Annotated in this window: 21 protein-coding genes; 7 read left to right on the top strand and 14 right to left on the bottom strand. The window is 61.0% G+C overall.

What is annotated here, in order from left to right; all coding sequences use genetic code 11:
- Positions 1-139: 139 nt before the first annotated feature.
- The 4 genes from PSEST_RS05510 to secA all read right to left on the bottom strand — a co-directional run bounded on the left by PSEST_RS05510 (position 140) and on the right by secA (position 5,901).
- On the bottom strand, positions 140-1,078 hold the full coding sequence (locus PSEST_RS05510) for a Nudix family hydrolase (RefSeq protein ID WP_015276018.1): 939 nt from the start codon (positions 1,076-1,078) through the stop codon (positions 140-142).
- On the bottom strand, positions 1,075-1,707 hold the full coding sequence (locus PSEST_RS05505) for a glutathione S-transferase family protein (RefSeq protein ID WP_015276017.1): 633 nt from the start codon (positions 1,705-1,707) through the stop codon (positions 1,075-1,077). The genes PSEST_RS05510 and PSEST_RS05505 overlap by 4 nt, the downstream gene beginning before the upstream one ends.
- A gap of 123 nt (positions 1,708-1,830) precedes the next feature.
- Positions 1,831-3,048, bottom strand: coding sequence for a bifunctional glutamate N-acetyltransferase/amino-acid acetyltransferase ArgJ (gene argJ / locus PSEST_RS05500; protein WP_015276016.1), 1,218 nt, complete (start codon positions 3,046-3,048; stop codon positions 1,831-1,833).
- A gap of 114 nt (positions 3,049-3,162) precedes the next feature.
- Entirely contained in the window at positions 3,163-5,901 is a 2,739-nt protein-coding gene (gene secA, locus PSEST_RS05495) for a preprotein translocase subunit SecA (RefSeq protein ID WP_041756495.1), read from the bottom strand.
- Between the two features lie 290 nt (positions 5,902-6,191).
- On the opposite strand from secA, the gene PSEST_RS05490 reads away from it, so the two are divergent.
- From PSEST_RS05490 to PSEST_RS05475, 4 genes are all read left to right on the top strand, one after another.
- Positions 6,192-6,647, top strand: coding sequence for a DciA family protein (locus PSEST_RS05490; RefSeq protein WP_015276014.1), 456 nt, complete (start codon positions 6,192-6,194; stop codon positions 6,645-6,647).
- Positions 6,648-6,767: 120 nt separating this feature from the next.
- A complete protein-coding gene (locus tag PSEST_RS05485) occupies positions 6,768-7,232 on the top strand; it encodes a hypothetical protein (RefSeq protein ID WP_015276013.1) in 465 nt (154 codons plus the stop codon).
- A gap of 98 nt (positions 7,233-7,330) precedes the next feature.
- A complete protein-coding gene (locus PSEST_RS05480) occupies positions 7,331-7,585 on the top strand; it encodes a YebG family protein (protein WP_015276012.1) in 255 nt (84 codons plus the stop codon).
- Between the two features lie 117 nt (positions 7,586-7,702).
- On the top strand, positions 7,703-7,969 hold the full coding sequence (locus PSEST_RS05475) for a DUF3509 domain-containing protein (protein WP_015276011.1): 267 nt from the start codon (positions 7,703-7,705) through the stop codon (positions 7,967-7,969).
- 173 nt (positions 7,970-8,142) lie between these two features.
- On the opposite strand, the gene PSEST_RS05470 is transcribed toward PSEST_RS05475, so the two are convergent.
- The 4 genes from PSEST_RS05470 to PSEST_RS05455 form a co-directional block, all read right to left on the bottom strand.
- A complete protein-coding gene (locus tag PSEST_RS05470; RefSeq protein WP_015276010.1) occupies positions 8,143-10,764 on the bottom strand; it encodes a LuxR C-terminal-related transcriptional regulator in 2,622 nt (873 codons plus the stop codon).
- A gap of 254 nt (positions 10,765-11,018) precedes the next feature.
- Positions 11,019-12,380, bottom strand: a complete 1,362-nt coding sequence (locus PSEST_RS05465; protein WP_015276009.1) for a DUF1329 domain-containing protein — start codon at positions 12,378-12,380, stop codon at positions 11,019-11,021.
- A gap of 102 nt (positions 12,381-12,482) precedes the next feature.
- Positions 12,483-14,288, bottom strand: coding sequence for a DUF1302 domain-containing protein (locus tag PSEST_RS05460; protein WP_015276008.1), 1,806 nt, complete (start codon positions 14,286-14,288; stop codon positions 12,483-12,485).
- 583 nt (positions 14,289-14,871) lie between these two features.
- Positions 14,872-15,429 carry a hypoxanthine-guanine phosphoribosyltransferase gene (locus tag PSEST_RS05455; RefSeq protein ID WP_015276007.1) on the bottom strand — a complete coding sequence of 186 codons (558 nt, stop codon included), beginning with the start codon at positions 15,427-15,429 and terminating at the stop codon, positions 14,872-14,874.
- 249 nt (positions 15,430-15,678) lie between these two features.
- On the opposite strand from PSEST_RS05455, the gene upp reads away from it, so the two are divergent.
- The 3 genes from upp (at position 15,679) to PSEST_RS05440 (ending at position 17,974) form a co-directional block, all read left to right on the top strand.
- A complete protein-coding gene (gene upp / locus PSEST_RS05450; protein ID WP_015276006.1) occupies positions 15,679-16,317 on the top strand; it encodes a uracil phosphoribosyltransferase in 639 nt (212 codons plus the stop codon).
- 2 nt (positions 16,318-16,319) lie between these two features.
- On the top strand, positions 16,320-17,579 hold the full coding sequence (locus PSEST_RS05445; protein ID WP_015276005.1) for a uracil-xanthine permease family protein: 1,260 nt from the start codon (positions 16,320-16,322) through the stop codon (positions 17,577-17,579).
- Positions 17,580-17,662: 83 nt separating this feature from the next.
- Positions 17,663-17,974, top strand: coding sequence for a YkgJ family cysteine cluster protein (locus tag PSEST_RS05440; RefSeq protein ID WP_015276004.1), 312 nt, complete (start codon positions 17,663-17,665; stop codon positions 17,972-17,974).
- A 57-nt stretch (positions 17,975-18,031) separates the two neighbouring features.
- Here the strand turns inward: PSEST_RS05440 and PSEST_RS05435 are convergent, their stop codons facing one another.
- The 6 genes from PSEST_RS05435 to hemA form a co-directional block, all read right to left on the bottom strand.
- Complete coding sequence (locus PSEST_RS05435; RefSeq protein ID WP_015276003.1) at positions 18,032-18,550, bottom strand: acyloxyacyl hydrolase; 519 nt, start codon at positions 18,548-18,550, stop codon at positions 18,032-18,034.
- 84 nt (positions 18,551-18,634) lie between these two features.
- Positions 18,635-19,429, bottom strand: a complete 795-nt coding sequence (gene murI / locus PSEST_RS05430; RefSeq protein WP_015276002.1) for a glutamate racemase — start codon at positions 19,427-19,429, stop codon at positions 18,635-18,637.
- A complete protein-coding gene (locus PSEST_RS05425) occupies positions 19,422-20,171 on the bottom strand; it encodes a molybdopterin-synthase adenylyltransferase MoeB (RefSeq protein WP_015276001.1) in 750 nt (249 codons plus the stop codon). Before PSEST_RS05425 ends, murI begins: the two co-directional genes overlap by 8 nt.
- Positions 20,172-20,192: 21 nt before the next feature.
- Positions 20,193-21,020, bottom strand: a complete 828-nt coding sequence (prmC, locus tag PSEST_RS05420) for a peptide chain release factor N(5)-glutamine methyltransferase (RefSeq protein WP_015276000.1) — start codon at positions 21,018-21,020, stop codon at positions 20,193-20,195.
- A gap of 42 nt (positions 21,021-21,062) precedes the next feature.
- Complete coding sequence (prfA, locus tag PSEST_RS05415; protein ID WP_015275999.1) at positions 21,063-22,145, bottom strand: peptide chain release factor 1; 1,083 nt, start codon at positions 22,143-22,145, stop codon at positions 21,063-21,065.
- On the bottom strand, positions 22,142-23,410 hold the full coding sequence (hemA, locus tag PSEST_RS05410) for a glutamyl-tRNA reductase (RefSeq protein WP_015275998.1): 1,269 nt from the start codon (positions 23,408-23,410) through the stop codon (positions 22,142-22,144). Before hemA ends, prfA begins: the two co-directional genes overlap by 4 nt.
- Positions 23,411-23,577 lie beyond the last annotated feature (167 nt).

Raw genomic sequence — 23,577 nt, 5'->3', positions numbered from 1 at the left:
ACGGGGCCTAAGATAGCCCAGCCGATAGCATACCGATAATTGATTAAGGGAATGAAGCCGATTGCTTTTAGCTATCAATGAAATATCTGGTGCCAGCTACTCACCGCACCGGCAGTGACCTGTAATTCATGCCTGCGGTTCAATCCGGCCAGAACGCTCGGATTGCCGCGACGCCCTGTGCGCCTGCCTCACGCGCTCGGGAAATGTCCGAGGCCTGCAGCCCGCCCAGCAGGTAAGCCGGCCGATCGAAGCCTAACAGCAAATCGGTGACACGCTCCCATCCCAGTGGTGATGCTTCGGGATGACTCGCTGTAGCCTGCACCGGTGACAACGTGACGAAATCTACCCCCAATGCCGCGGCCAACTCCAGCTCGCCGGCATCATGGCAGGACGCCGCCAGCCACCGCCCGGCCGGCACCAGTCGCCCTTGACCCGCCTGACGCAATTGCTCGGCCGTGAGATGCCAGCCCGCCTGGGGAAAATCTGCAGCCCACTCCAATGGGCCTTTGAGCATCAGCTGAGCATTGCCCGCACACAAGGTCTGCGCCTCGCGGGCCAGTGCCAGATATTCATCATGGGACAGCGAAGGCGCACGCAACTGGATCAGACGAACACCGTCATCCAAAGCCTTGCGCAGTCCGTCGCGCAGCTGCTGTTTCGAAATCCCATCGGGGGTAATCAGGTAGCGCTGCGGCAAGCGCGCAGCAGCGACGATCGGCTGATTCGCAGCCGGGAAGCTGTAGTCCGTCAGCTGATCCGCGGTCACCCACATCAGCGGTTGACCCTCCGCACCGTGGGGTTCACCGGTAAACGCGTGCACCTCCCAGACATCGAGCAGCACCTGCTTGTCTGGATAATCGTGGCGCACCTGGATCAACGGCTGCGCCGCGGTAACGACGATTCCCAGCTCCTCGAGCAACTCGCGCGCCAACGCAACCTCGACATGTTCGCCCGCCTCGACCTTGCCGCCCGGAAACTCCCACAATCCGCCCTGGTGCTTGTCGAGCGGGCGCTTGGCGATCAGTACACGTCTGTCAGCACCGCGAATGACGGCCGCAGCGACATGGATTCGTTTCACTTTTGCACTTCCTGCAGGGCACTCTGATGCCAGCGCTGGAAAGCCGGCCACCGATGGATCGTCTCGACGTAACTCGCTGCGACAGCCGGCAAGGCCACTCGATAACTTCGCAGGCGCGAAGCCACCGGCGCATAGAAGGCGTCGGCAATGCCTGGCTGGCCGAACAGATAATCACCACTCCGGCCAAAGCGCTCGCGGCAATCGCTCCAGATGGCGCAGATTCGCTCGATGTCGGCCCGCACTGCATCGGGAAGTTCGGGCAGGGCCTGATCGCGCGCCATATCCATCGGCAGATGACTGCGCAGCGCCTGAAAGCCGCTGTGCATCTCCGCGCAGATACTTCGCGCCAATGCGCGCGCATACCGCTCGCGCGGCCATAGCTGTGCCGCAGGGAACTGTTCGGCGAGGTATTCGGCGATCGCCAGCGAATCCCACACCGGGCCGTCCTCGGTCAGCAGCACCGGCACCTTGCCAGTCGGCGAGTAAGCGAGCAGCTGGCCGCGGCTGTCCGGCCGATAGAGCGAGACCGGAACCTGTACGCACCCAGCGCCCGACAGTTCCACTGCCAGGGCGGCGCGCAGCGACCAGGATGAGTAATTCTTGTCGCCGACTACCAGTTGCAGAGCCATGAGCGATGCACCTCGAGTTGCCATCGGAAGAGTCAGCGGACGTTAAAGCGCGGCAGGCGCAAATGGCAATTCCCGTTGCACATGGGGCCATGCACAACGGGAATAGCTAAGGGCGGGATTCGATCAGGTCCGGTACTCGGCGTTGATCTTCACGTACTCGTGGGACAGGTCGGTGGTCCAGATGGTCTCGCTGCAGTCTCCACGGCCGAGCTCGATACGGATGGTGATTTCCTCACGAGCCATTACCGCCGCGCCCTGCTCTTCTGTATAGCTGGACGAGCGCCCGCCCTGGCTGGCGATGCAGACTTCGCCGAGGAACACGTCGATCTTGCTCACATCCAGGTTCGACACGCCGGCGTAGCCGACGGCAGCGAGGATGCGGCCCCAGTTCGGGTCCGAGGCGAACAGCGCAGTCTTGATCAGCGGCGAATGCGCGACGGCATAAGCGACGTCCAGGCACTCCTGATGAGTGCCACCACCGTTGACCTGCACCGTGACGAACTTGGTCGCACCTTCGCCGTCGCGGACGATGGCCTGCGCCACCTCCATGAACACTTCCAGGACCGCCTGCTTGAGCTTGGCGAACAGTTCTCCAGTGGCTTCGGTGATCTCCGGCAGCGCCGCCTGGCCGGTGGCGATCAGCATGCAGCAATCGTTGGTGGAGGTATCACCGTCGATGGTGATGCGGTTGAACGACTTGTTCGCCGCATCGCGTACCAGATCCTGCAGCACGCTGCCGGCAACCTTGGCGTCGGTGGCGATGTAACCGAGCATGGTCGCCATGTTCGGGCGGATCATGCCCGCACCCTTGCTGATGCCGGTGACAGTCACCGTCACGCCATCGTGCTGGAACTGCCGACTGGCACCCTTGGGCAGCGTATCGGTGGTCATGATGCCGGTCGCGGCCTCGGCCCAGTGGTCCGGCGACAGATCATCGAGTGCAGCCTGCAGCGCCGCTTCGATCTTCTGTACCGGTAGCGGCTCGCCGATCACCCCAGTCGAGAAAGGCAGCACGGCGGTCTCGTCGACGCCGGTAATGGCAGCAAGGGCCGCGCAGGTATGCCGCGCATCAGCCAGACCTTGCGGCCCGGTTCCGGCATTGGCATTACCGGTGTTGGTCAGCAGGTAACGCACCGGCCCGTGCATGCGCTCGCGGGTCACGATGACCGGGGCGGCGCAGAAGGCATTGGTGGTGGTAACCCCTGCGACGCGCGAGCCCTCGGCACAACGCATGATCACCACATCCTTGCGGCCCGGTCGCTTGATGCCCGCCGAAGCAATGCCGAGTTCGAAACCGGGTACCGGGTGCAGCGTGGGTAAAGGACCAAGACCGACAGCCATGGATGCGCTCCTTCAGACAATAAAAGGCCAACAGGCCGAGAAAAGAGATTGCGACAAAAACGCCGCGAGCGGCAGAAGCCGGTCGCGGCGCGGAATCATCAGGCGAGGTCGGACTTACTGAACCTGCCCGTGGCAATGCTTGTACTTCTTGCCCGATCCGCATGGGCAAGGCTCGTTGCGGCCGATCTTTGGCTCGGTGCGCACCGGAGTCGCGGCGACGTCGGCCTGACCTTCGACCTCGGGCTCCTCCTCCGGCTGATCCAGCGCGGAGACCTCGGCGTGCTGGAATTGCATGCGTTTGGCCAGCTCTTCGGCTTCGCGGCGCAGACGGGCTTCCTCTTCGGCCGGATCTTCGCGACGCACCTGAACGTGGGACAGCACGCGAATGCTGTCACGCTTGATCGATTCGAGGAGGTCCTGGAACAGCGTAAAGGACTCGCGCTTGTACTCCTGCTTCGGGTTCTTCTGCGCGTAGCCGCGCAGGTGAATGCCGTGACGCAGGTGATCCATGGTCGACAGGTGGTCTTTCCACAGATCATCCAGCACACGCAGCACGATCTGCTTCTCGAAGGAACGCAGCGCCTCGACGCCAGCCAGGTCTTCCTTCTCGTTGTAGGCCGCCAGCAGCGCTTCGAGAATCCGCTCGCGCAGGGTTTCTTCGTAGAGCTTCTCGTCCTCGTCGAGCCACTGCTGGACCGGCAGACGCGTACCGAAATCGCTGTAGAGCACCGCTTCCAGCCCCGGGATATCCCACTGCTCCGGCAGCGACTGCGGCGGGATGTGCGCGCTGATCGCGGCATCCAGCGCTTCCTGGCGGAATTCGGCGATGGTCTGGCCGATTTCATCGGCGGCCAGCAGGCTGTTGCGCATGTGATAGATCACCTTGCGCTGCTCGTTGGCCACGTCGTCGTACTCGAGAAGCTGCTTGCGCATGTCGAAGTTGCGGCCTTCGACCTTGCGCTGTGCCTTTTCGATGGCATTGGTAACCATGCGGTGTTCGATGGCCTCGCCGGATTCCATGCCCAGCGCCTTCATGAAGTTCTTCACCCGGTCGGAGGCGAAGATGCGCATCAGGCTGTCTTCCAGCGACAGATAGAAACGGCTCGAACCCGGATCGCCCTGACGACCGGCACGACCGCGCAACTGGTTGTCGATACGACGGGATTCATGACGCTCGGAGGCGATCACGTGCAGGCCGCCCGCTTCGAGCACCTGCTGGTGACGCTTTTGCCAATCCGCCTTGATCTGCGCAACCTGCTCTTCGGTCGGGTTTTCCAGGGCTGCGACTTCCACTTCCCAGTTGCCGCCCAACAGGATGTCAGTACCACGACCGGCCATGTTGGTGGCGATGGTCACGGCACCGGGACGGCCCGCCTGGGCAATGATTTCGGCTTCCTTGTCGTGGTGCTTGGCGTTGAGCACCTTGTGCTCGAAACCTTCCTTTTCCAGCAGGCGCGACACGTACTCGGACGACTCGATCGTGGCCGTACCTACCAGCACCGGACGCCCTTGCTCGCGGCACTCCTTGATGTCGGCAATGATCGCAGCAAACTTCTCTTCCTGGGTCAGATAGACCAGGTCGTTGAAGTCCTTGCGCGCCAGCGGGCGGTTGGTCGGAATGACCACCACCGGCAGGTTGTAGATCTGCTGGAACTCGAACGCTTCGGTGTCCGCAGTACCCGTCATGCCGGAGAGTTTCTTGTACAGGCGGAAGTAGTTCTGGAACGTGGTAGAGGCCAGGGTCTGGCTCTCCGGCTGAATCTGCAGGCCTTCCTTTGCTTCGATGGCCTGGTGCAGGCCTTCGGAAAGACGACGGCCCGGCATGGTACGACCGGTATGTTCGTCGATCAGCAGCACCTGATTGTTCTGCACGATGTATTCGACGTTGCGGTGGAACAGCTTGTGCGCACGCAGGCCAGCGTACACATGAGTCAGCAGACCGAGGTTGTGCGCGGAATAGAGACTCTCGCCCTCGGCCAGCAAACCGGCCTGGGTCAGCAACTCTTCGATGTACTGATGGCCCGCCTCGTTCAGCTCGACCTGACGGGTCTTCTCGTCGATGGAGAAATGTCCTTCCTGAGTAACGACGCCCTCTTCTTCCTCGATGTGCTGGGTAAGCCGTGGAATGAGCTGATTGATCTGCTGGTACAGCTTGGAACTGTCCTCAGCCTGACCGGAGATGATCAGCGGCGTGCGCGCTTCGTCGATCAGGATGGAGTCGACTTCGTCGATGACCGCGAAGTTGAGTTCACGCTGGTTCTTTTCCTGCAGGCTGAACGCCATGTTGTCGCGCAGGTAATCAAAGCCGAACTCGTTGTTGGTGCCGTAGGTGATGTCGGCAGCGTAGGCAGCGCGCTTCTCTTCCGGCGGCTGGAACGGGGTGACGATACCGACCGACAAGCCGAGGAATTCATACAGCGGGCGCATCCAGTTGGCGTCGCGGCGGGCCAGGTAGTCGTTGACCGTGACCACGTGCACACCCTTGCCAGCCAGAGCGTTGAGGTACACCGCCAGGGTAGCTACCAGCGTCTTGCCTTCACCGGTGCGCATCTCAGCGATACGGCCTTCGTGCAGGGTCATGCCACCAATGAGCTGCACATCGAAGTGACGCATGCCCATCACGCGCTTGCCGGCTTCACGACAGACCGAGAATGCTTCGGGGAGGATCTGATCGAGGGTTTCGCCTTTCTCGAGACGGGCCTTGAACTCTTCGGTCTTGCTGCGCAGTTGCTCGTCGGAGAGCGACAGCATCTGCTCTTCGAGTGCATTGACGGACTGAACCGCCTTGAGCATGCGTTTGACCTCACGCTCATTCTTGCTTCCAAAGAGTTTCTTCAATAAAGGCGCAAACATATCGACAAAGACTTCCATGCTGGGGATGGAGGCACGCCCGCGGGGTCACGGCTGCGTGCAAAGGGGCCATTCTACTCGGAAACGACACTGAGGAAAGGTGCCTGACTGCGCAGCGCAGCGACGCAGCAGCTGCGCCTGGACGCGACCACCCGGTTGCTTTGATCAACCATAACGGCTTTGGCAGACGCGCTTTCTCAGCCTGAAAAAGCTCAGCGCAACGCCAACGAGGACGGGGTCAACTATGGGCTTCTGCTACCATGGCCCCTTCAGCCTCTGCTCTACGGACCATCATGGCCTTCCGCCCGTCGCCGGCCCGAGCTCCGGCCACTCTGCTGCGTGAAGCGAAGCCGCTCCGAGCCCTGTTCGGAGAAGCCCTTCGCCTCGACCGCCTGCAACAGCTGCTGGAAAGCCAGCTGCAGCCTGCGGCGCGTGAGCATTGCCGCGTGGCGTCCTGGCGCGAAGGGTGCCTGCTGCTGATTGTCACCGATGGCCATTGGGCCACGCGGCTGCGCTACCAGCAAAGGCGACTGCAGCGCCAACTCGAGGTGCTCGAAGCGTTTGCCGGGCTGACCCGCATTCAGTTCAAGGTGCAACCTCCACCGCCCGCAAGACATACCCCGGCTCGCACGCAACCGCTTTCGAGCAGTGCAGCCAACAGCATCCAGACCGCAGCCGATGGCATCCGGGATCCCAAGTTGCGGGCCGCACTGGAACGCCTGGCCAGTCGAGGCAAAACGGAAGGCTGACATCCTGCTACAAATGCTTGCCGCATCGTTGCGCAGAGGCCACCCGCACGGGGTAGCATGGATTGCGTCGCAAAGGAGGACTGCCATGCTGTTTAGCCACCTGTCCAGCGGTACCCGACCATGCTGATTGGGGCCCTGCTCATTCTGACTTGGCTGGTATTGCTGATTCGCTACCCGCTCAGAGCAGTGCCCATTTCGCTGGGAGCCGTACTTGGCCTTGCGCTGGTGGCAGGCTGGGTGCTCTGGCAAGAACACAGGGAAGAGCAACTACTCGCCCGCATCGAGCTTCAACTAATTCACGATCCCCAACGCTGCCCGGCGGCACAGCCGCTGCATGTGCGGCTGCACAACCACACCGGCAAGAAACTGCAAAGCCTGCAGTGGGAAGTGGCGGCCTACTCGCCCGGCTCACGCACTAATTTGGCCCGACGCGCCTATGATGCTCCAACATATCAGGGACCCGGCGACTTGCAGCCCGGAGCCAGCTGGGAATCCTGCCTGCCGTTACCGCTGCTGCGTAGCGGCTATCGTGCAGCCACGCTGGAGTTCCACGCCGAACGCTTGCAGGGACATTTCACGAACTGATCCTTCGGCTTTATAAAATCGCCCACTATCAATCTTCGCTCCGCCCGCTTATGCTGTACAAATAAACAGTATTAATCTGCCAATGACCGAGGTGGTAAATGGCCGTCGAAGTGGTGTACCGCAGTAGTCGGGACCTGGAGCGCTTGTTCATGGATAAAGCCGAAGCCGATCGTCATGACAAGATGCTGGAGCTGGCGGAAGCCCTGGCCGCCGCTCTGCAGCAAGCTTCCCCATCACTCAGCGAAAAACAGGCCGAAGATATCGGGATCTATATGGCCAGGCACCGCGAGGTGTTCGCCAAGGCTTTCAAGAGCAGTCCTGAAGCGCTCGCTGAACTGACTGCGCGGGCATGATGCGCAGATAGCAGATCACCTGCGACGTTTCTGGGCAGCCTGGAACGTTGCGCTTGGGAAACTTGTCACTGTCTCGTCGGGTCCATTGCTGGCAACCCCTCAAACAGGTATCAGGCAATGACGAGTCCATTTCAGAAGATCAGCGATGTGTTTCGTCCCCGCTATAACGTCAACTTCAGCATCGAGAAGCCGGATGGCAGCATTCTGTTGACCCTCACCGGCGCAGAAGGCGTTGCGGTAAAACGCTATATCAGTGCCGACCAGTGGCGCGACCAACAACAGCTGCAGCGCCTGATCACCAGCCTGCAGGTCAGCCTTGCCATCGAACGCGGCGACCAGATGCCGAGAATGGCGCGCGGAGGTTTCCACCCGTCCCCTGTGTAATGCCATCGACCTGACTGCCTGCAGGTTGCCGCCATTCACCCCCAAGCCCATCAAAAAACAACAACAAGAACTCGACTTTCGCCTGCCGGTCGCAAGACCAGTAGCGCATCGCTGTGCCTGGCCCGTTTTACGCCAGGTGCAGCGAGAAATGGCTCCCGCCAGTTAAGCGTCGCTCACAACCACGCAAGCGCCTTCGCCTTCGCCACTGCCTGAGTGCGACGGGCCACCCCGAGCTTAGTGTTGATCCTGCGCGCGTGCGTTTTCACGGTATGCAGAGATATGAACAGTTGCTCGGCAATCTCCTGGTTCGAACAGCCCTGAGCGATCAGGCGCAAGACCGTCAGTTCGCGATTGCTCAGCACCGTTTCATCCGGCGCAGGCAACACCACCTCAGGCTCGCGCTCGTATCTCAGCAGCCGCTGCCGTAGCGACTCGCCCCTCAGCGCGGGAAGCATGGCTGCCAGCCATTGCGGCTGACGGTGGTGCAGCTCATACAAGGGTTTTACCAGATGCTGCCGTGCAGCCTCGCCGAGCGCCAGACGCACTTCCAACTCCGCCTCGACCGCCTGGCCATCGGCGTGTAACGCCTCCGCCAGGCTGAAACGGCACTCACATGCCAGCCCCAGGCGCTGGGCCTGCAGATTCTGTTCGACCTGTTCGCGGAGCGCGGCGATAGCTCTTGCTGGCTGTCCATCAAGCACATCGATCACGGCGAGATAACGTCGGACCCTTGGTAGCAGCTCATAAAAGCCGGACGGCGACAGGTAGCCCTGCCCCTCATACAGTTCCAGTACCTGACACAGTGCGCTGCGCGCTTTGCGCAGCTCCCCCTGGTGCAACCAGGCCACACCATTTATCAGCGGCAGGATGCCGCGGAAGCGCGCCTCCGGCACATGCCGCCATTGCGACAGGCGCTCAGCATCACGCAACCAATGGTAGGCACAGGCGAACTCATGGTTACGTGCGGCAAGCTCGGCAAGCCCGACGTAGCCAAAGAAACAATAGGAGTCGCCGCAGGTTTCAGTCTCGGCCTTACCGAGCTGATAGGCCTCCTGCGCCGGCTCATCCAGACCTTGATAAGCCAGCAGATGCCCTTGCAGCAGCTGCAGCCGCCCAATAAGTGGGCTATGCCGAACGGACTCGCGCAGTGCCTGCAGCGCCTCATTCAGCACCCCCACCGCGCGCTCGAACTCACCAGTCAACTCCAGCAACTGAATGCGATCGACGCTGAGCATCACTTCATAAAGCACGCTGCCCTTTAGCCGCGCGAGCTTCATTCCTTCGCTGTTGTACTGCTGAGCAAGCTCCAGCTCACCCTCAGCCATCGCCTGTTGCGTCAGAACCTGATAGCACAACACACGTTGTGCCCACGCATGGTCGGATAGCACCTCAAGCGCCTGCAGGCAGTTCTGCCGCGCCTCGGGCTCGCCCCGCAACCGGGCAAGGAAGCCGCGAAGCGCCTGCCATTGCGCCAGCAGCTGCGCCTGCCGGCGCGCATCAGGCTGCGGGAAGAACTTCGCCAGCTCAGCCAGACAGTCATCCACTTCATCGAGACGCGCCGAAATGATCAGCGCCCAGCCCTGCAAGACGATCAGACGCGTAGTACTGGCAAACAGGTCCTGAGGCAGCTCGCTTCGCCATTTCAAGAAACGGGACACGTTGTCCCCGATCAGCAGCTGTTCCTGCCCGTAACGCTGCAGATAGTTCGCTGCCACTTCCGGCTGCCCCGCCCACAGCGCGTGCTCCACCGCTTCGCGCATTTCGCCGCGACTGGCGAACCACTGGCAGGCGCGCAGGTGTACCTGAGTCGGCACGGTGTTTTCACCGGAGCGCTGCAACATCTGCGCGAGCGGCTTCCACAACCGAAACCACTCGCCACAATTATCGATCTGCCGGATAAACAACTGACGGGTCTTGAGAACATCGACAATCTCGCGACCGATGCCGTCAAGTACATGATCGCAAAGCGCTGCAGAGAAACGAGGCATTCGCGCCAATGCCAGCAAAGCACGGCGCACCTCGTCAGTCAGCCCAGCCATCACTTCACGCTGAACATAATCACGAAGCAGGGGGGTTCCGGCAACGAGCCGTTCGCGCAAGGCCTGCTCATCAGCGTTCAGCAACATCAGGCAGACGCCAGCAGGCCACCCTTCCATGCCGCGCTGCAACTGCTGAAAACTCTCGGGCGATAATGTAAGCCGATGCACCCTGAGTATCTGGTCGAGTTCTTCGGCGGTGAATGCCAGCGCCTCGGCCTCCAGTTCAAACAGATGCCCTTGCAGCAACAGCCGTGGCAACTTCCACGCCGGCTGGCGACGACTGGAAACCCACCAGCTGACTGGTGCCGGCCCCATGTCCAATAGCATGTCGAGACAGGCGTCCAGTTCGGGGCAATCATCGCGCGGATAATCATCGAGCATGATCCACAACGGCTGACCGACACCTCGCAACAACGTGAGCATGTCGCTCTCGGTACCCGTCTCTTTGCAAGCCGGTTCACCCAGCGCGGTGCACAACTGCTCGTAAAGCGCATGAACCGTGCACATGCGGCCGCCTAGATCCAGCCACACCAAGCATGTACCGGGCGGCACCAATCGGGCGCATTCGCTCATCAGCACAGATTTACCGAACCCTGCCGGCGCGCAGATCAGGCGCAGTCGGCAATCCGTGTCGAGCAAAGCCTGAACCAGTCTTGGCCTCCCGACATGCAGCGGAGGCAGCCGTGGAATCAATGCATGGTGCTCCGCGGCGTTGGCCTCTGTGCTGAGCGCATCAGGAATGAAGCGTACGGACATGGCAACGGTTCTCTTGTTCTAATCAGTCCATTGAAACACAGCGCGATGCATGCCAGGGATTGCGCTTGGATAGTGGCCCCCAAGTCCCAATGCCTTCGTTGCCGTAGGCGTCGGGCGTATGGTTGGCAAGGCACTCCAGTAACGCAATGCTGGCCTGCCTTCAGGCTAGGAAAAGAAATTATCATCCACCGGTTCGCAGTAAAAAAAAAGGCGGCCAATATGGCCGCCTTATTCACCCGCTAAATGTTGCTAAATCAGCGCACCCCGGCGTTGCGCAACGCCGCCGGCGTGAAGTCACGGGCGGATGCGCGGTAGCCGTACTCATGAGGTTTCTCTTCATTGCTCATACCGATCGCAATATAGCGGCCGGAAATGATGTCGTAGAGCGCCTCGAAGGCATAAGCCGGCACCTTGTGCTGGTAGTACTGCAGCGAGTGAGCCTCACCGACACGCCAGAGCTGGCCACGACCGTCATACAGCTCCGACTGGACAATGGTCCAGCTGTCCTCATCGACGAAGAAGCGACGCTTGGCGTAGATGTTGCGCTCACCGCTCTTGAGCGTGGCTTCGATCTCCCAGACGCGGTGAAGCTCGTAACGTGCCAGATCCTGATTGACGTGGCCGGCCTTGATGACGTCCTTGTACTTCAGATCGCTGGATGCGATTTCATAGCTGTTATAGGGGATGAACAGCTCCTTCTTGCCAACCAGCTTCCAGTCATAGCGATCCGGCGCGCCGCTGAACATGTCGAAGTTATCGGTGGTGCGCATGCCGTCCGAAGCGGTACCCGGACCGTCATAGGCGACCTGCGGTGCGCGGCGAACACGACGCTGACCAGCGTTGTAGATCCAGGCCTGACGTGGATCCTTCACCTGATCCAGCGAGTCGTGCACCAGCAGCACGTTACCCGCCAGGCGGGACGGGGCGGTCACACGCTGCTTGAAGAACAGCAGCGCGTTCTTGGCGCGCTCAGGGTCCAGATCGGTCATGCCCAGCGGGAACGCCACCTCATCCTCGAAATGGACCATGGTGTAGCTACCGTTGGTTTGCGGAGTAGCCTGGACGATATTGCGTCGCACGTTTCCGCCGCGATAACGGGTGATGTGGTTCCACACCACTTCCAGCCCGTTTTTCGGGATCGGGAATGCGTAGTAGCGGCTGTCGGTGAAGTTGGCGATACCGTTCCCGCCTTCGACGAGTTCGGTATTCACGGCGCTCTTCTTGGCAGCCTGGTAGATCTCATCCGGCACGGCAACCGACCGGTGAGTGGGGAATACGCGAATCTTGTAGGTTTCCGGATAGCGCTTGAACATCGCCAGCTGCCCGGCAGTCAGCTTGTCCTTGTATTGCTCGGCGTTCTGCGCAGTGATGACGAACTTGGGCTGCTCGTCCTTGAAGGGATTGGTCAGATGCCCATTCTTCAGCGGAGCCGCGTCGGTCTTGAGACCGCCAGTCCACTCGGGGATGCTGCCGTCGGCGTTACCAGCCTTTTCCGCACCCAGCGGTGTCAGCGAGGTACCAAGCTTGGCCGCTTCCTCAGGGGAAACGGCAGCCATCACGCTGCTCGCAAGCAGAGAGAAGGCCAAGACACTGAATAGCTTTCTTGTTGTTTTCATACGATTCCAGTTCCTCTTGATCTTGTTATACGGCCGGAGGCCATGCCTACCGCTATCGCCCGACCGACGCTTCCTCGCCGGTCGGACGCAAGGCTGATCTCCTTAGAAGTTCACGCCGACGCTGAACGCGAGGAAGTCGCGATCAACCAGTGTGTTGTAATCGCCGCCGAAGAAGTCGGTGTAGGACAGGCTGGCGGTGTAGGTGTTCTGGTACTCGGCGTCCAGACCAATGCTGACGGCCTTGGAGCCTTCGTTGAACAAGCCATTCGGGCCATAGCCATCGACGTCGTGGGAGAACGACAGGTTCGGCTTGAGGTTGATACCAGCGAAGACGTTGTTGTAGTCCGCAATAGTACGCAGGCGGTAGCCCCAAGAGTTGGCGGTTACGAAGCCGTGGCGGCCGTATCGGGCCAAAGCGGTAGGATCGTCCACCGACCCGTATATAGCGTCGCGCCCGTAGCGAAGTTCACTGGTACTTTCCAGACCGCCGACGTGGGCGTATCCGATTTCACCGACGACGGTGACACGGCCGGCACCCAGCACCTGGTCAAAGAAGTGCGTAAAGGTGGTCTGAATCTGGGTGATCTCTTTACGGTTGTAGCCGCGGTTCTCTGCTCCAAAGGAGCTCTCGATGGGCGAAGTGCCGGGAGCAATGGGGTTTAGCAGCGCTCTTGTGACATCTTGAGTGTTGAGCTGTACAGGCGCATTGGGACGATAGCTAATTTCGCCCGACCACGCGGTACCTGTAGGTAGAGTCGTAGAGAAGCTAAGCCCATAGAGCTGGATATCTTCTGGGTACTCAAGGTAGTAGCTACCATTGCCAAGCATGACGCTCGATGCCAGCCCAGCACCGGAGCCCGGCGCAATCGATTCGGCGGTACCGATGATATTCCCCAGTTGAGCGGCAGTTGCCAATCCAGCGGTCTGCGTACTGACGTTTGGCGTCCGACTGTGGTAATTCATAAAATACGCACCGTACTCGGTGGCATCGCCAAGCCAGCGCAACGCAAGCCCGTACTGGCCCGAATCACGTGCATCACGGTCGCCAGCTCGCGGCAAGATCACCCCTTCAGGAGTAACTTCGAACCCCTGCCCGAACGCAGCGGCGACGGGTTGAAGTGGAGCGATCGCCGGATTGCCCACGTGGTAATTGGTATCACAACCATCCTGAACCACATCTACAGCGAAGAAAGTGCCGCAATTATCGGCAATGGTCTGGTCCCACTCGATCTGGTAGAACGCCTCCATGCTCAGGCGGTCGGTCAGACTCTGCGAGACATAAAACATATTGACCGGGATCAGACCTTCCTTGATTTCGGCGCCCGGCCTGCGGAATGCAGCAGCATCTAGCGGATTGATAGAATTGATGCTGTTGCCAATGAACGTACTCTCACCCCAGCTAACAACCTGCCGACCGACGCGAACGGTGCCAGGCAGATCGCCAAGCGCATAGTTGTGATAAACGAAAGCATCCAGGATTTGTGCGCCAGAGGACTGAGCGGCCTCCTTACGATTGCTGTCGCTGATGTCCTTGAACAGGCGGCTCTCGTCCTTCAGCTCGAAGTCGTACCAATACTTGCCACGAATAAAGGCACCGCTATCGCGATAGCGGAGCTCGAGATCATGCACGCCTTTAAAGATTTTCGAAAAGGTCTCACCTTTCTTGAAGTTCAGACGCCCGTCATCCCCCGTCTGAGTAAAGCCAGTCCCACCGTTATTGATCCCCACCAGATCCATATCCCGATCGGTAGTCGACCAGCTGGCACCGATGGACATGGACGAGTCGAATTGCCCTTCGATCTCGCCGATATTGAAGTTCACAGCGTATGCCGGGGCAGCGATGCTCAGCGCGACGGCGAGAGCTAGAGACTTCGGCTGGAAGATTCCTTGCCTTGTTGTTTTTGTCATGAGGCGCTCCTGGTTGGTTCGAAGTGCGTCAACCCTACCCAGACGTCGAGGGAGGGTTAAGCGCACTAAGGTTTGATTTAGCTTGTAATCCTTTAGTGTTAATAGCCTTTCCAGCAGTGGCTTTCAGCGTGATTCGCCTAGGCCATGCGCATTAAGGACTTCCAGAGCTTAGCCGTGATTGCCAAGGCCGCAAAGCCCGTCGCAGAGCCTTCGGCACCCCGGACTTGAAGATTTGTCGGCCAGTTATCCTAAAGTGCAATTCACGCGAGCGATAAGGCTTGCGAAATCAGCCGAATGCGGCGTCCGGCGTTGCGCAACAACGACGCCAATCGCATCCACGGATTCGCCTCGCGCCTAAGAGGTGGCGCGCAGAGAGCGTTACCGCAAAGGAACGATGAGACGAAAGGAAACAGGCGAGACGGGCGCGGGCGGTTACAACCGCAACCTGGAGCAAGGATCAGTCGATCAAAGCCCCTTGGGAGCCGGACCAGCCCCACAAACTGCGACGTTGCGTCACAGCGAAGCGGGCGCATTTTGAAGGGGGTGCATGGCCCGACGAGCGAGCCATGCTAGGCACTCCCGTTTACAGCCCTTTCACCGCGTAGATGCCCGGTGCGTTACGCCAGTAGCCCTTGTAATCCATGCCGTAGCCGAAAATGTAGCGATCGATGCAGCTCAGGCCAACGTAATCAGCCTTCAGATCGGGGCGCGCCTTGCGCTGGTGATCCTTGTCGATAAGCACTGCGGTATGCACTGCGGACGCCCCGGCGTGGCGGCAGAAATCGATGATCGCGCCCAACGTGTGTCCCTCGTCCAGGATGTCGTCGATGATCAGCACGTCGCGATCGATGAATGAAATCTCCGGCTTGGCTTTCCAGAACAGCTCGCCACCGCTGGTTTCGTTGCGGTAACGGGTCGCATGCAGGTACGACAGTTCCAATGGGAAGTTCAGCTTCGGCACCAGCTTGCCGGAAAAAATCAGGCCGCCGTTCATGACGCAGAAAACCACCGGATTGCGATCCGCCAGCTTTGCGTTGATGGTTTCCGCGACGCTGGTGATCGCGGCTTCTACTTGCTCTTCGGTGTACAGGCAGTCTGCCTCGGCCATGACTTGGCGGATATGCGCGAGATCGACGGACATGATGCGATTCCCCTCAGAATGATGAGTGTTAGAGCGCCAGATGGCTCCGGCAGCTCAAGCGGTTGAATCGCCGTACCTGAACAGCGAAAAACCTGACCGAACAGCCGATTTTCAGCCGTCCGCGAAAGGGCGTGGAAGATACCCACCCGCGCCGTGCGCAGCAAGCCTGGCGGCTGGATGACGCGCGAATAGCCGCTGACTCGGCGATGCTTTAATCTAACCCGGTTTATTTGCCCGCCGGAGCCCACAATGCCCATTCGAGAGATCCGCCACCCGCTGATCCGCCACAAGCTCGGCCTCATGCGCCGCGCCGATATCAGTACCAAGAACTTCCGCGAACTGGCTCAGGAAGTGGGCTCGATCCTCACTTATGAGGCAACTTCTGATCTGCCGCTGGAACACTACAGCATCGACGGCTGGTGCGGCCCGGTGCAGGTCGAGAAAATCTCCGGCAAGAAGATCACCGTCGTGCCCATCCTGCGTGCTGGCATCGGCATGCTCGACGGCGTGCTCAGCCTGATTCCAGGCGCCAAGGTCAGCGCGGTCGGCATCGCCCGTAACGAGGAAACGCTGCAGGCGCAGACCTACCTGGAGAAGCTGGTTCCGGAAATCGAACAGCGCCTGGCAATCATCATCGACCCGATGCTGGCTACCGGCGGCTCGATGGTCGCCACGATCGATATGTTGAAAAAGGCCGGCTGCAAGGAGATTCGTGCGCTGGTACTGGTCGCAGCGCCGGAAGGCATCGCCGCCGTGGAAAAAGCGCATCCTGACGTGCTGATATTCACCGCGTCCGTCGATGAGCGCCTCGACGAGCACGGCTACATCGTCCCTGGCCTGGGCGATGCCGGCGACAAGATCTTCGGCACCAAGCAGAAGGACATCTGAGCATGTCGCATACCGACGAGCCGCTTGGCCGGCAGGTACTGGCCGGCGCACAGATGCTATTCGTCGCCTTCGGCGCGTTGGTGCTGATGCCGCTGATTACCGGCATGGACCCCAATGTGGCCCTATTCACCGCCGGCCTTGGAACACTGCTGTTTCAGGTGATTACACGGCGCCAGGTGCCGGTCTTCCTGGCATCAAGCTTTGCCTTCATCGCGCCGATCATCGCCGCGAAGGGCGAGTTTGGCCTGCCGGCAGTCATGGGCGGCGTGGTCGCCGCGGGTCTTGTCTACATGCTGCTCGGCTTCGCTGTTCGGCTGAAGGGGCCGGGCTTCATCGATCGCCTGCTGCCGCCGGTGGTGATCGCGCCAGTGATCATTTCCATCGGCCTGGCGCTGTCGCCTGTGGCCGTGAACATGGCCATGGGCAAGGCTGGTGACGGCAGCGCACAGCTGATTCCATACCAGACGGCGATGCTCATTTCGATGCCGGCTCTGGTCACTACCTTGCTGGTAGCCGTGCTGGGCAAGGGGCTGTTCCGCCTGGTGCCGATCCTCGCTGGCGTGGCAGTCGGCTACGGGCTGTCCTTCGCCTTCGGCGTAGTCGATACCAGCGGAATCGCCGCAGCGCCCTGGCTGGCCATGCCTAATTTCGTCGCCCCCGAATTCAACATCGGCGCCATCCTGTTCATGGTCCCGGTCGCCCTGGCACCAGCCATCGAGCATATCGGCGGCGTGGTGGCCATCGGCAGCGTGACCGGTAACAACTACGTCAAGAAACCCGGCCTGCACCGCACACTGCTGGGCGACGGGGTAGCCACTTCCGCGGCAGGACTGTTCGGCGGCCCGCCTAACACGACCTACGCCGAGGTGACCGGCGCGGTGATGCTGACCAAGAACTACAACCCGAAGATCATGACCTGGGCTGCGGTGTTCGCCATCGCTCTGGCGTTCATCGGCAAATTCGGCGCTGGCCTTCTCAGCATCCCGGTACCGGTGATGGGCGGCATCCTCTGCCTGCTGTTCGGCTCCATCGCCGTGGTCGGCCTGAGCACGCTGATTCGCCATCAGGTCGATCTCTCCGAGGCACGCAATCTGATCATCGTCTCGGTGACGCTGGTGTTCGGCATCGGCGGCATGGCCATCGGCTACGGTGAGTTCACCCTCTCCGGCATTTCGCTGTGCGCCATCATCGCCCTGCTGCTCAACCTGCTGCTCCCGGGCGGTGAAGGCTGGCGCAACAAGCAGCTGAACGAAGAACCGTGAATAGATGCGGCACCGGCCAGCGCTGGTGCCGCCACTCGCCATCTGGCGCGCGCCCGGCTGGACGTATCGACTAGACTGGCGCAATGAACGACTCGACTATCCCCCACCAGCAACTTGAAGACACCTCGGTAAGCTGCGCTACCTGCGCGGCGTGCTGCTGTCGACTCGAAGTGTTGCTGCTCAGCGATACCGGCGTCCCTCAACGCTTTATCGATACCGACAGCTGGGGCGGCGAAGTCATGCTGCGCCTGGAGGATGGCTGGTGCGCCGCACTGGATCGGGACAGCATGCGCTGCACGATCTATGACAATCGCCCCTTGATCTGCAGAGAGTTCGAACTCGGCTCGGAAGATTGCCACGAAGAGCGCAAGGGCAGCGCCACGGCTTACGGCTGACATCTGGAGGGAACCACAGGACTCGCGAAGAGCCCTGCAGCACTGAAGCGGTCTCGCTTAGAACGCCATCCGATAATGCAGGGCGTAGCTTTCGACCCCATCGTTCGGCTTCTTGATGCCGGCATTGGAGTAGTGGATCGCACGCACTCCGACTTCATGGCCGCCGGCGAAACGCAGGCCAGCACCAATCCGGTCCTCGAACTGGAATGACGACCCCAGGTGGTTACCTTCAACTTCGGTATTCTCGAACGCCGCGACGCCGATGCCTGCCTCGACATACGGCTTGACCGACTCACCCGCGAACTCATAGACGAATACCGGAGCCAGCGAAATGCTGTGATTGCTCGACGACTCGTCGCCTTCCCAGTAGGTGTAACCGGCATCCCAGTAACCAGTCAGCCGACCCACGCTCGTCTGGAACCAGCTCTTGTTGAAGTCGAATTGCGCACCCAGCCGATAGGTCATGGTCGACTCGTCGGTCTGACCAACTGCAACGGTGAAATCCACCGCGTGGGCAGCCGCCATCTGCCCCACCGAAAGCGCCGCCACTGCAGCCAGGGAAAACAGTTTTTTCATGGGAACATCCTTATAAAAAACACTGCGTTTGTTTGGTTGTTTATTGCCAGCATCAGTTGAGAAACCCCGCTGCGCTGGGAGTTCCTAGCCGGGAAAGAACTCGACCCCGGCGTTTTCCCCCCAAAGTATAGGCAGCACCCGGGCCATTCGCTGCGGATCGCCGCTGCTATAGAAACGCTGCGTGGCTGCTCCGCCGGCTAGCAGATGGCGCTCCGCCAGCATCTCTTTCAAGTGCCGCGCGACAGCAGCTCCGGTATCAATAAGACGGACGTCAGCTGGCAGCAATTGCGTCAATAACGGGCGAACGAATGGGTAATGCGTGCAGCCCAGGATCAGCGTGTCGCATCCCTGCGCCAGTAGCGGCTCGACCCAGCCGAGCAGCATGGCGCGGGTTTCGGCGCTGTCCAGATCGCCTGCCTCGATGCGCTCGACCAGGCCGGGACAGGGTTGGGTGATGACACGCACATCGGCGGCGAAGCGGTCGAGCAATGCGGCGAACCGCGCGCTCTTCAGCGTCCCGGTTGTGGCAAGCACGCCGACCACACCGCTGCGCGTGGCCTGGGCGGCTGGTTTGACAGCCGGTTCCATGGCGATGATCGGCATCAGCGGATAACACTGGCGCAGCTCGGCAACCCCCGCGGCGGTTGCGGTATTGCACGCCACCACCAGCGCCTTCGCGCCCTGCTCGACAAGAAAGGCCGTGATGACGCGGCAGCGTTCCCGGATGTACTCGGGACTCTTTTCGCCATATGGCACATGCGCACTATCAGCTAGGTAGAGCAGCGATTCATGCGGAAGGCGCTGGCGGATCTCACGCAGCACGGAGAGCCCACCCACGCCAGAATCGAATACGCCGACGGGTGCGTTACAGTCAGCCACGACCACACACCGCGCAATGTGGGTCCCGCTTGACGCGCAGTTCGCGGAATCGGCTGCTTAGCGCATCGATCAAGAGCAGCCGGCCAACCAGCGGCTCGCCGAAACCGGCAAGCAATTTGAGCGCCTCCAGCGCCTGCAGACTGCCAACCATTCCCACCAATGGGCCGATCACGCCGGCCTCGCTACAGGTAAGTTCGGCTTCGCTGCCGTGTCCGTACAGGCAGTGATAGCACGGGCTGGTTTCGATGCGCGGATCGAATACCGACAGCTGTCCCTCCAGGCGGATCGCCGCGCCGCTTACCAGCGGCTTCCTGGCCTTCACGCAGGCAGCATTGACCGCCTCGCGAATGCCGAAGTTGTCCGTGCAATCGAGTACCAGATCGACTCGGGCGATCGCCGCATCCAGCGAGTCGGCATCCAGTCCGCTGCGGTGAGGAATCAGACGCACATGCGGGTTGAGCGCTCGCAGCCGGGCCATGGCCGAATCGACCTTGTGCAGGCCCAGCGACGGGGTGTCGTGGGCGATCTGCCGCTGCAGGTTGGTCAGGTCAAGCGTATCGAAGTCAGCCAGATGCAGTTCGCCAACCCCGGCGGCGGCCAGATACAGCGCTACCGGCGAGCCGAGCCCACCAAGGCCGATGATGAGCACCCGGCTCTGCTTGAGGCGCAACTGCCCATCGATATCGACCTGCTTGAGCAGGATCTGCCGGCTGTAGCGCAGCAGTTCTTCGTCACTCAGCATCCAGCACCTCACAAAACAGATTCATTGCAGGCGGCCAAGACTGATGCGCTCATGCCCACCCAGATCGAGCCGGCTTTGCACATCTTCGAAACCATGGAGAACCAGCAGCGCGCGAACCGCTTCGGCCTGATCGTAGCCATGCTCCAGCAGCAGCCAACCACCGGGCTGCAGGTGTGTCGAAGCCTGGCTGATGATCAAGCGAATGTCGTCCAGTCCGTCCGCGCCAGCCACCAGCGCACTCTGCGGCTCGAACCGCACATCACCTTGCTGCAGATGCGGGTCGCTGGTCGGGATGTAAGGAGGATTGCTGACGATCATCTCGAAACGCTCAGCGCCCAGCGCGGCGAACCAGTCACTGACGGTAAAAGCGGCATTGCCCAGACCAAGACGCAGCCGATTGCGCTCGGCCAACGCTACAGCCGCCTCGATACGATCCACACCGCAAACCTGCCAACTCGGCCGCTCGACTGCCAGTGCCAGCGCGATTGCGCCAGTGCCGGTGCCCAGATCGAGCACCCGAGCAGAGGTTGCGGGGAGCAGCTGCAGCGCAGTTTCGACAAGCAACTCGGTGTCCGGCCGCGGAATCAGCGTATCCGCCGCCACTTCGAGCTCCAGGCTCCAGAAGCCCTGACGCCCGAGGATATAGGCGACCGGCTCCCCCTGCCGCCGCCGCGCGAGATCAGCAGCAAAGCGCTCGACACACTCTACCGGCACCTCGCGCTCAGGCCAGGTGCGCAGGTAGCTGCTCGACTTGCCCAGCGCCGCGGCGAGCAACCACTCGGCATCCAGCCTGGCGCTCGGTGAATCCGGCAGATCGGCACTTTGCAGCAGGGACTCGATGGTTGGCATGGGGTGCTCGTGAATGCGGCGCAGCGTAAAGCCAGATAGGGATCAGTCGCCCAGCGCGGCCAGCTGATCGGCCTGATATTCCTGCAGCAAGGGTTCGATGACCTGCTCCACGGAGCCGGCGATCACCTCATTGAGCGAATACAGCGTCAGGTTGACCCGATGGTCGGTGACGCGGCCCTGGGGGAAGTTGTAGGTACGAATACGCTCGGAGCGATCACCGGAACCGACCAGCAGCTTGCGCGTTTCGGAAATTTCCTTGTGCGCCGCAGCGTCCTGCCGATCCTGCAGCTTGGCGGCGAGCCAGGCCATGGCCTTGGCGCGGTTCTTGTGCTGAGAACGCTCTTCCTGACACTCGACGACGATGCCGGTCGGCAGGTGGGTGATGCGGATCGCCGAATCGGTCTTGTTGACGTGCTGACCACCAGCACCGGAGGAACGGTAGGTGTCGATGCGCAACTCGGCCGGATTGATTTCTACCGCGGCTTGCTCGTCCGGCTCAGGCAACACCGCAACGGTGCAGGCCGAGGTGTGGATGCGGCCCTGCGACTCGGTTTCCGGCACGCGCTGCACGCGGTGCGCGCCCGACTCGAACTTGAGCTTGGCGTAGACGTTGTCGCCCTCGACGCGGGAGATCACTTCCTTGTAACCGCCGTGCTCGCCCTCGCTTTCGGAGAGGATCTCGACGCGCCAGCCCTGCTTCTCGGCATAGCGCGAATACATGCGAAACAGATCACCGGCGAAGATCGCCGCCTCGTCGCCGCCAGTGCCGGCGCGGATTTCCAGGAACACGTTGCGCCCGTCGTTGGGGTCTTTGGGCAGCAACATGCGCTGCAGATTGGCTTCCAGCGTTTCGAGCTGGGTCTTGGCCTCAGCGACCTCTTCTTCGGCCATCTCGCGCAGGTCCGGATCGCTGTCCTTGAGCAGCGCCTGGGCGCCCTCGAGGTCCTGCTGAACCTTGCACAGCTGGCGATAGGCAACGATTACCGGCTCGACCTCCGCGTATTCGCGGGAATAGGCGCGAAAGCGAGTTTGATCGCTGATGACTTCGCCATCGCCGAGCAGTGCGGTGAGTTCTTCGAATCGGTCTTGCAGGATGTCCAGCTTGTTGAGCAGTGAAGCTTTCATGGTTTTTCCGTGCCCTCGTGCAGGGCGAAGAGTTCCTGGGCCATGCTCAGCGCCTCGACGCGGCCCTCGGCGGAGAGTTTCTTCAGCTGCACGCTCGGTGCATGCAGCAGCTTGTTGGTCAGCCCGCGGGCCAGCTGGGCGAGAACATCCTCGGCACTGGCGCCATTGGCCAGCAGGCGCTGGGCCTTGCTCAGTTCGTCGTCGCGAATCCGCTCGGCATGCTGCCGATAGGCCTTGAGCACGTCGACCGCCGCCAGCTCACGCAGACGCTGCATGAAGTCTTCGGTGCCGGCGGCGACCAGCTCCTCGGCGGCCTGGGCGGCGCCCTGGCGACTCTTGAGATTCTCCGCGACCACCTCGTGCAGGTCATCGACGGTATACAGGTAAACGTCGTCCAGCTCACCGACCTGCGACTCGATATCCCGCGGCACGGCGATATCGACCATGAACATCGGCTTGTGCTTGCGCCGCTTCAGTGCCTGCTCGACCGCGCCCTTGCCGAGGATCGGCAACTGGCTGGCGGTGGAACTGATGACGATGTCGCTGTTGTGCAGCTCGTCGGGGATGTCGGCGAGCAGGATTGCCTGCGCACCCAACTCCGCCGCCAGTGCGCTGGCGCGTTCGAGGGTGCGATTGGCAACGACGATCTTCTTCACGCCCTGCTCGTGCAGATGTCGCGCCACCAGCGTGATGGTTTCCCCTGCGCCGATCAGCAGCGCCTGACTGCGCTGCAGATTACTGAAGATCTGTCGGGCCAGGCTGACCGCGGCGAACGCGACGGAAACCGGGTTCTCTCCGATGGCGGTGTCGGTACGCACGGTCTTTGCGGTGCTGAATGTCGCCTGGAACAGGCGGCCAAGCAGCGGACCGACGCTTCCGGCTTCCCGCGCCACCGCGTAGGCCGATTTCATCTGGCCAAGAATCTGCGGCTCACCCAATACCAGCGAATCGAGCCCCGAGGCGACCCGCATCATGTGGCGTACGGCCTGATCGTCGACATGCACATAGGCGCACGCCTTGAGTTCTTCGAGGCTGAGGCGATGATAATTGGCCAGCCAGGCCAAGACTGCATCCGCTTCGACCTGATCCTGTTGCAGATAAAGTTCGCTGCGATTACAAGTCGAAAGGATCGCCGCCTCACGGGTCGGCGTAACGCGACACAGTTGGCGCAAGGCCTCGACCATCTGGTCGGGCGTGAAGGCTACGCGCTCGCGGACGTCCACCGAAGCGGTCTTGTGATTGATGCCAAGCGCGAGGAAAGCCATGCAGAATCGCTGATTGATAACAGAGCCCGCGATTCTCCTACTTCGTCTGATGGAGAACAACCATTGCCCTCGATTGTCGGATGCGATTGGTAGGGCCATCGCCTACCGAACCGGCCCGCGCGCCCCATAGGGGCCATGGGCTTGACCTGCGGCTTGTGTCATCATGC

The organism is Stutzerimonas stutzeri RCH2, from assembly GCF_000327065.1.
Lineage (GTDB): Bacteria > Pseudomonadota > Gammaproteobacteria > Pseudomonadales > Pseudomonadaceae > Stutzerimonas > Stutzerimonas stutzeri_AE.
Note: the sequence above shows the minus strand (reverse complement) of the source record. Positions and strands in the feature narration are given on the sequence as shown.

Bases quoted from the DNA above. Each gene is read 5' to 3' on its own strand.
- PSEST_RS05505 (WP_015276017.1), bottom strand. From the start codon at position 1,707: ATGGCTCTGCAACTGGTAGTCGGCGACAAGAATTACTCATCCTGGTCG.
- argJ (WP_015276016.1), bottom strand. From the start codon at position 3,048: ATGGCTGTCGGTCTTGGTCCTTTACCCACGCTGCACCCGGTACCCGGT.
- secA (WP_041756495.1), bottom strand. From the start codon at position 5,901: ATGTTTGCGCCTTTATTGAAGAAACTCTTTGGAAGCAAGAATGAGCGT.
- PSEST_RS05490 (WP_015276014.1), top strand. From the start codon at position 6,192: ATGGCCTTCCGCCCGTCGCCGGCCCGAGCTCCGGCCACTCTGCTGCGT.
- PSEST_RS05485 (WP_015276013.1), top strand. From the start codon at position 6,768: ATGCTGATTGGGGCCCTGCTCATTCTGACTTGGCTGGTATTGCTGATT.
- PSEST_RS05480 (WP_015276012.1), top strand. From the start codon at position 7,331: ATGGCCGTCGAAGTGGTGTACCGCAGTAGTCGGGACCTGGAGCGCTTG.
- PSEST_RS05475 (WP_015276011.1), top strand. From the start codon at position 7,703: ATGACGAGTCCATTTCAGAAGATCAGCGATGTGTTTCGTCCCCGCTAT.
- PSEST_RS05470 (WP_015276010.1), bottom strand. From the start codon at position 10,764: ATGTCCGTACGCTTCATTCCTGATGCGCTCAGCACAGAGGCCAACGCC.
- PSEST_RS05465 (WP_015276009.1), bottom strand. From the start codon at position 12,380: ATGAAAACAACAAGAAAGCTATTCAGTGTCTTGGCCTTCTCTCTGCTT.
- PSEST_RS05460 (WP_015276008.1), bottom strand. From the start codon at position 14,288: ATGACAAAAACAACAAGGCAAGGAATCTTCCAGCCGAAGTCTCTAGCT.
- PSEST_RS05455 (WP_015276007.1), bottom strand. From the start codon at position 15,429: ATGTCCGTCGATCTCGCGCATATCCGCCAAGTCATGGCCGAGGCAGAC.
- upp (WP_015276006.1), top strand. From the start codon at position 15,679: ATGCCCATTCGAGAGATCCGCCACCCGCTGATCCGCCACAAGCTCGGC.
- PSEST_RS05445 (WP_015276005.1), top strand. From the start codon at position 16,320: ATGTCGCATACCGACGAGCCGCTTGGCCGGCAGGTACTGGCCGGCGCA.
- PSEST_RS05440 (WP_015276004.1), top strand. From the start codon at position 17,663: ATGAACGACTCGACTATCCCCCACCAGCAACTTGAAGACACCTCGGTA.
- PSEST_RS05435 (WP_015276003.1), bottom strand. From the start codon at position 18,550: ATGAAAAAACTGTTTTCCCTGGCTGCAGTGGCGGCGCTTTCGGTGGGG.
- PSEST_RS05425 (WP_015276001.1), bottom strand. From the start codon at position 20,171: ATGCTGAGTGACGAAGAACTGCTGCGCTACAGCCGGCAGATCCTGCTC.
- prmC (WP_015276000.1), bottom strand. From the start codon at position 21,020: ATGCCAACCATCGAGTCCCTGCTGCAAAGTGCCGATCTGCCGGATTCA.
- prfA (WP_015275999.1), bottom strand. From the start codon at position 22,145: ATGAAAGCTTCACTGCTCAACAAGCTGGACATCCTGCAAGACCGATTC.
- hemA (WP_015275998.1), bottom strand. From the start codon at position 23,410: ATGGCTTTCCTCGCGCTTGGCATCAATCACAAGACCGCTTCGGTGGAC.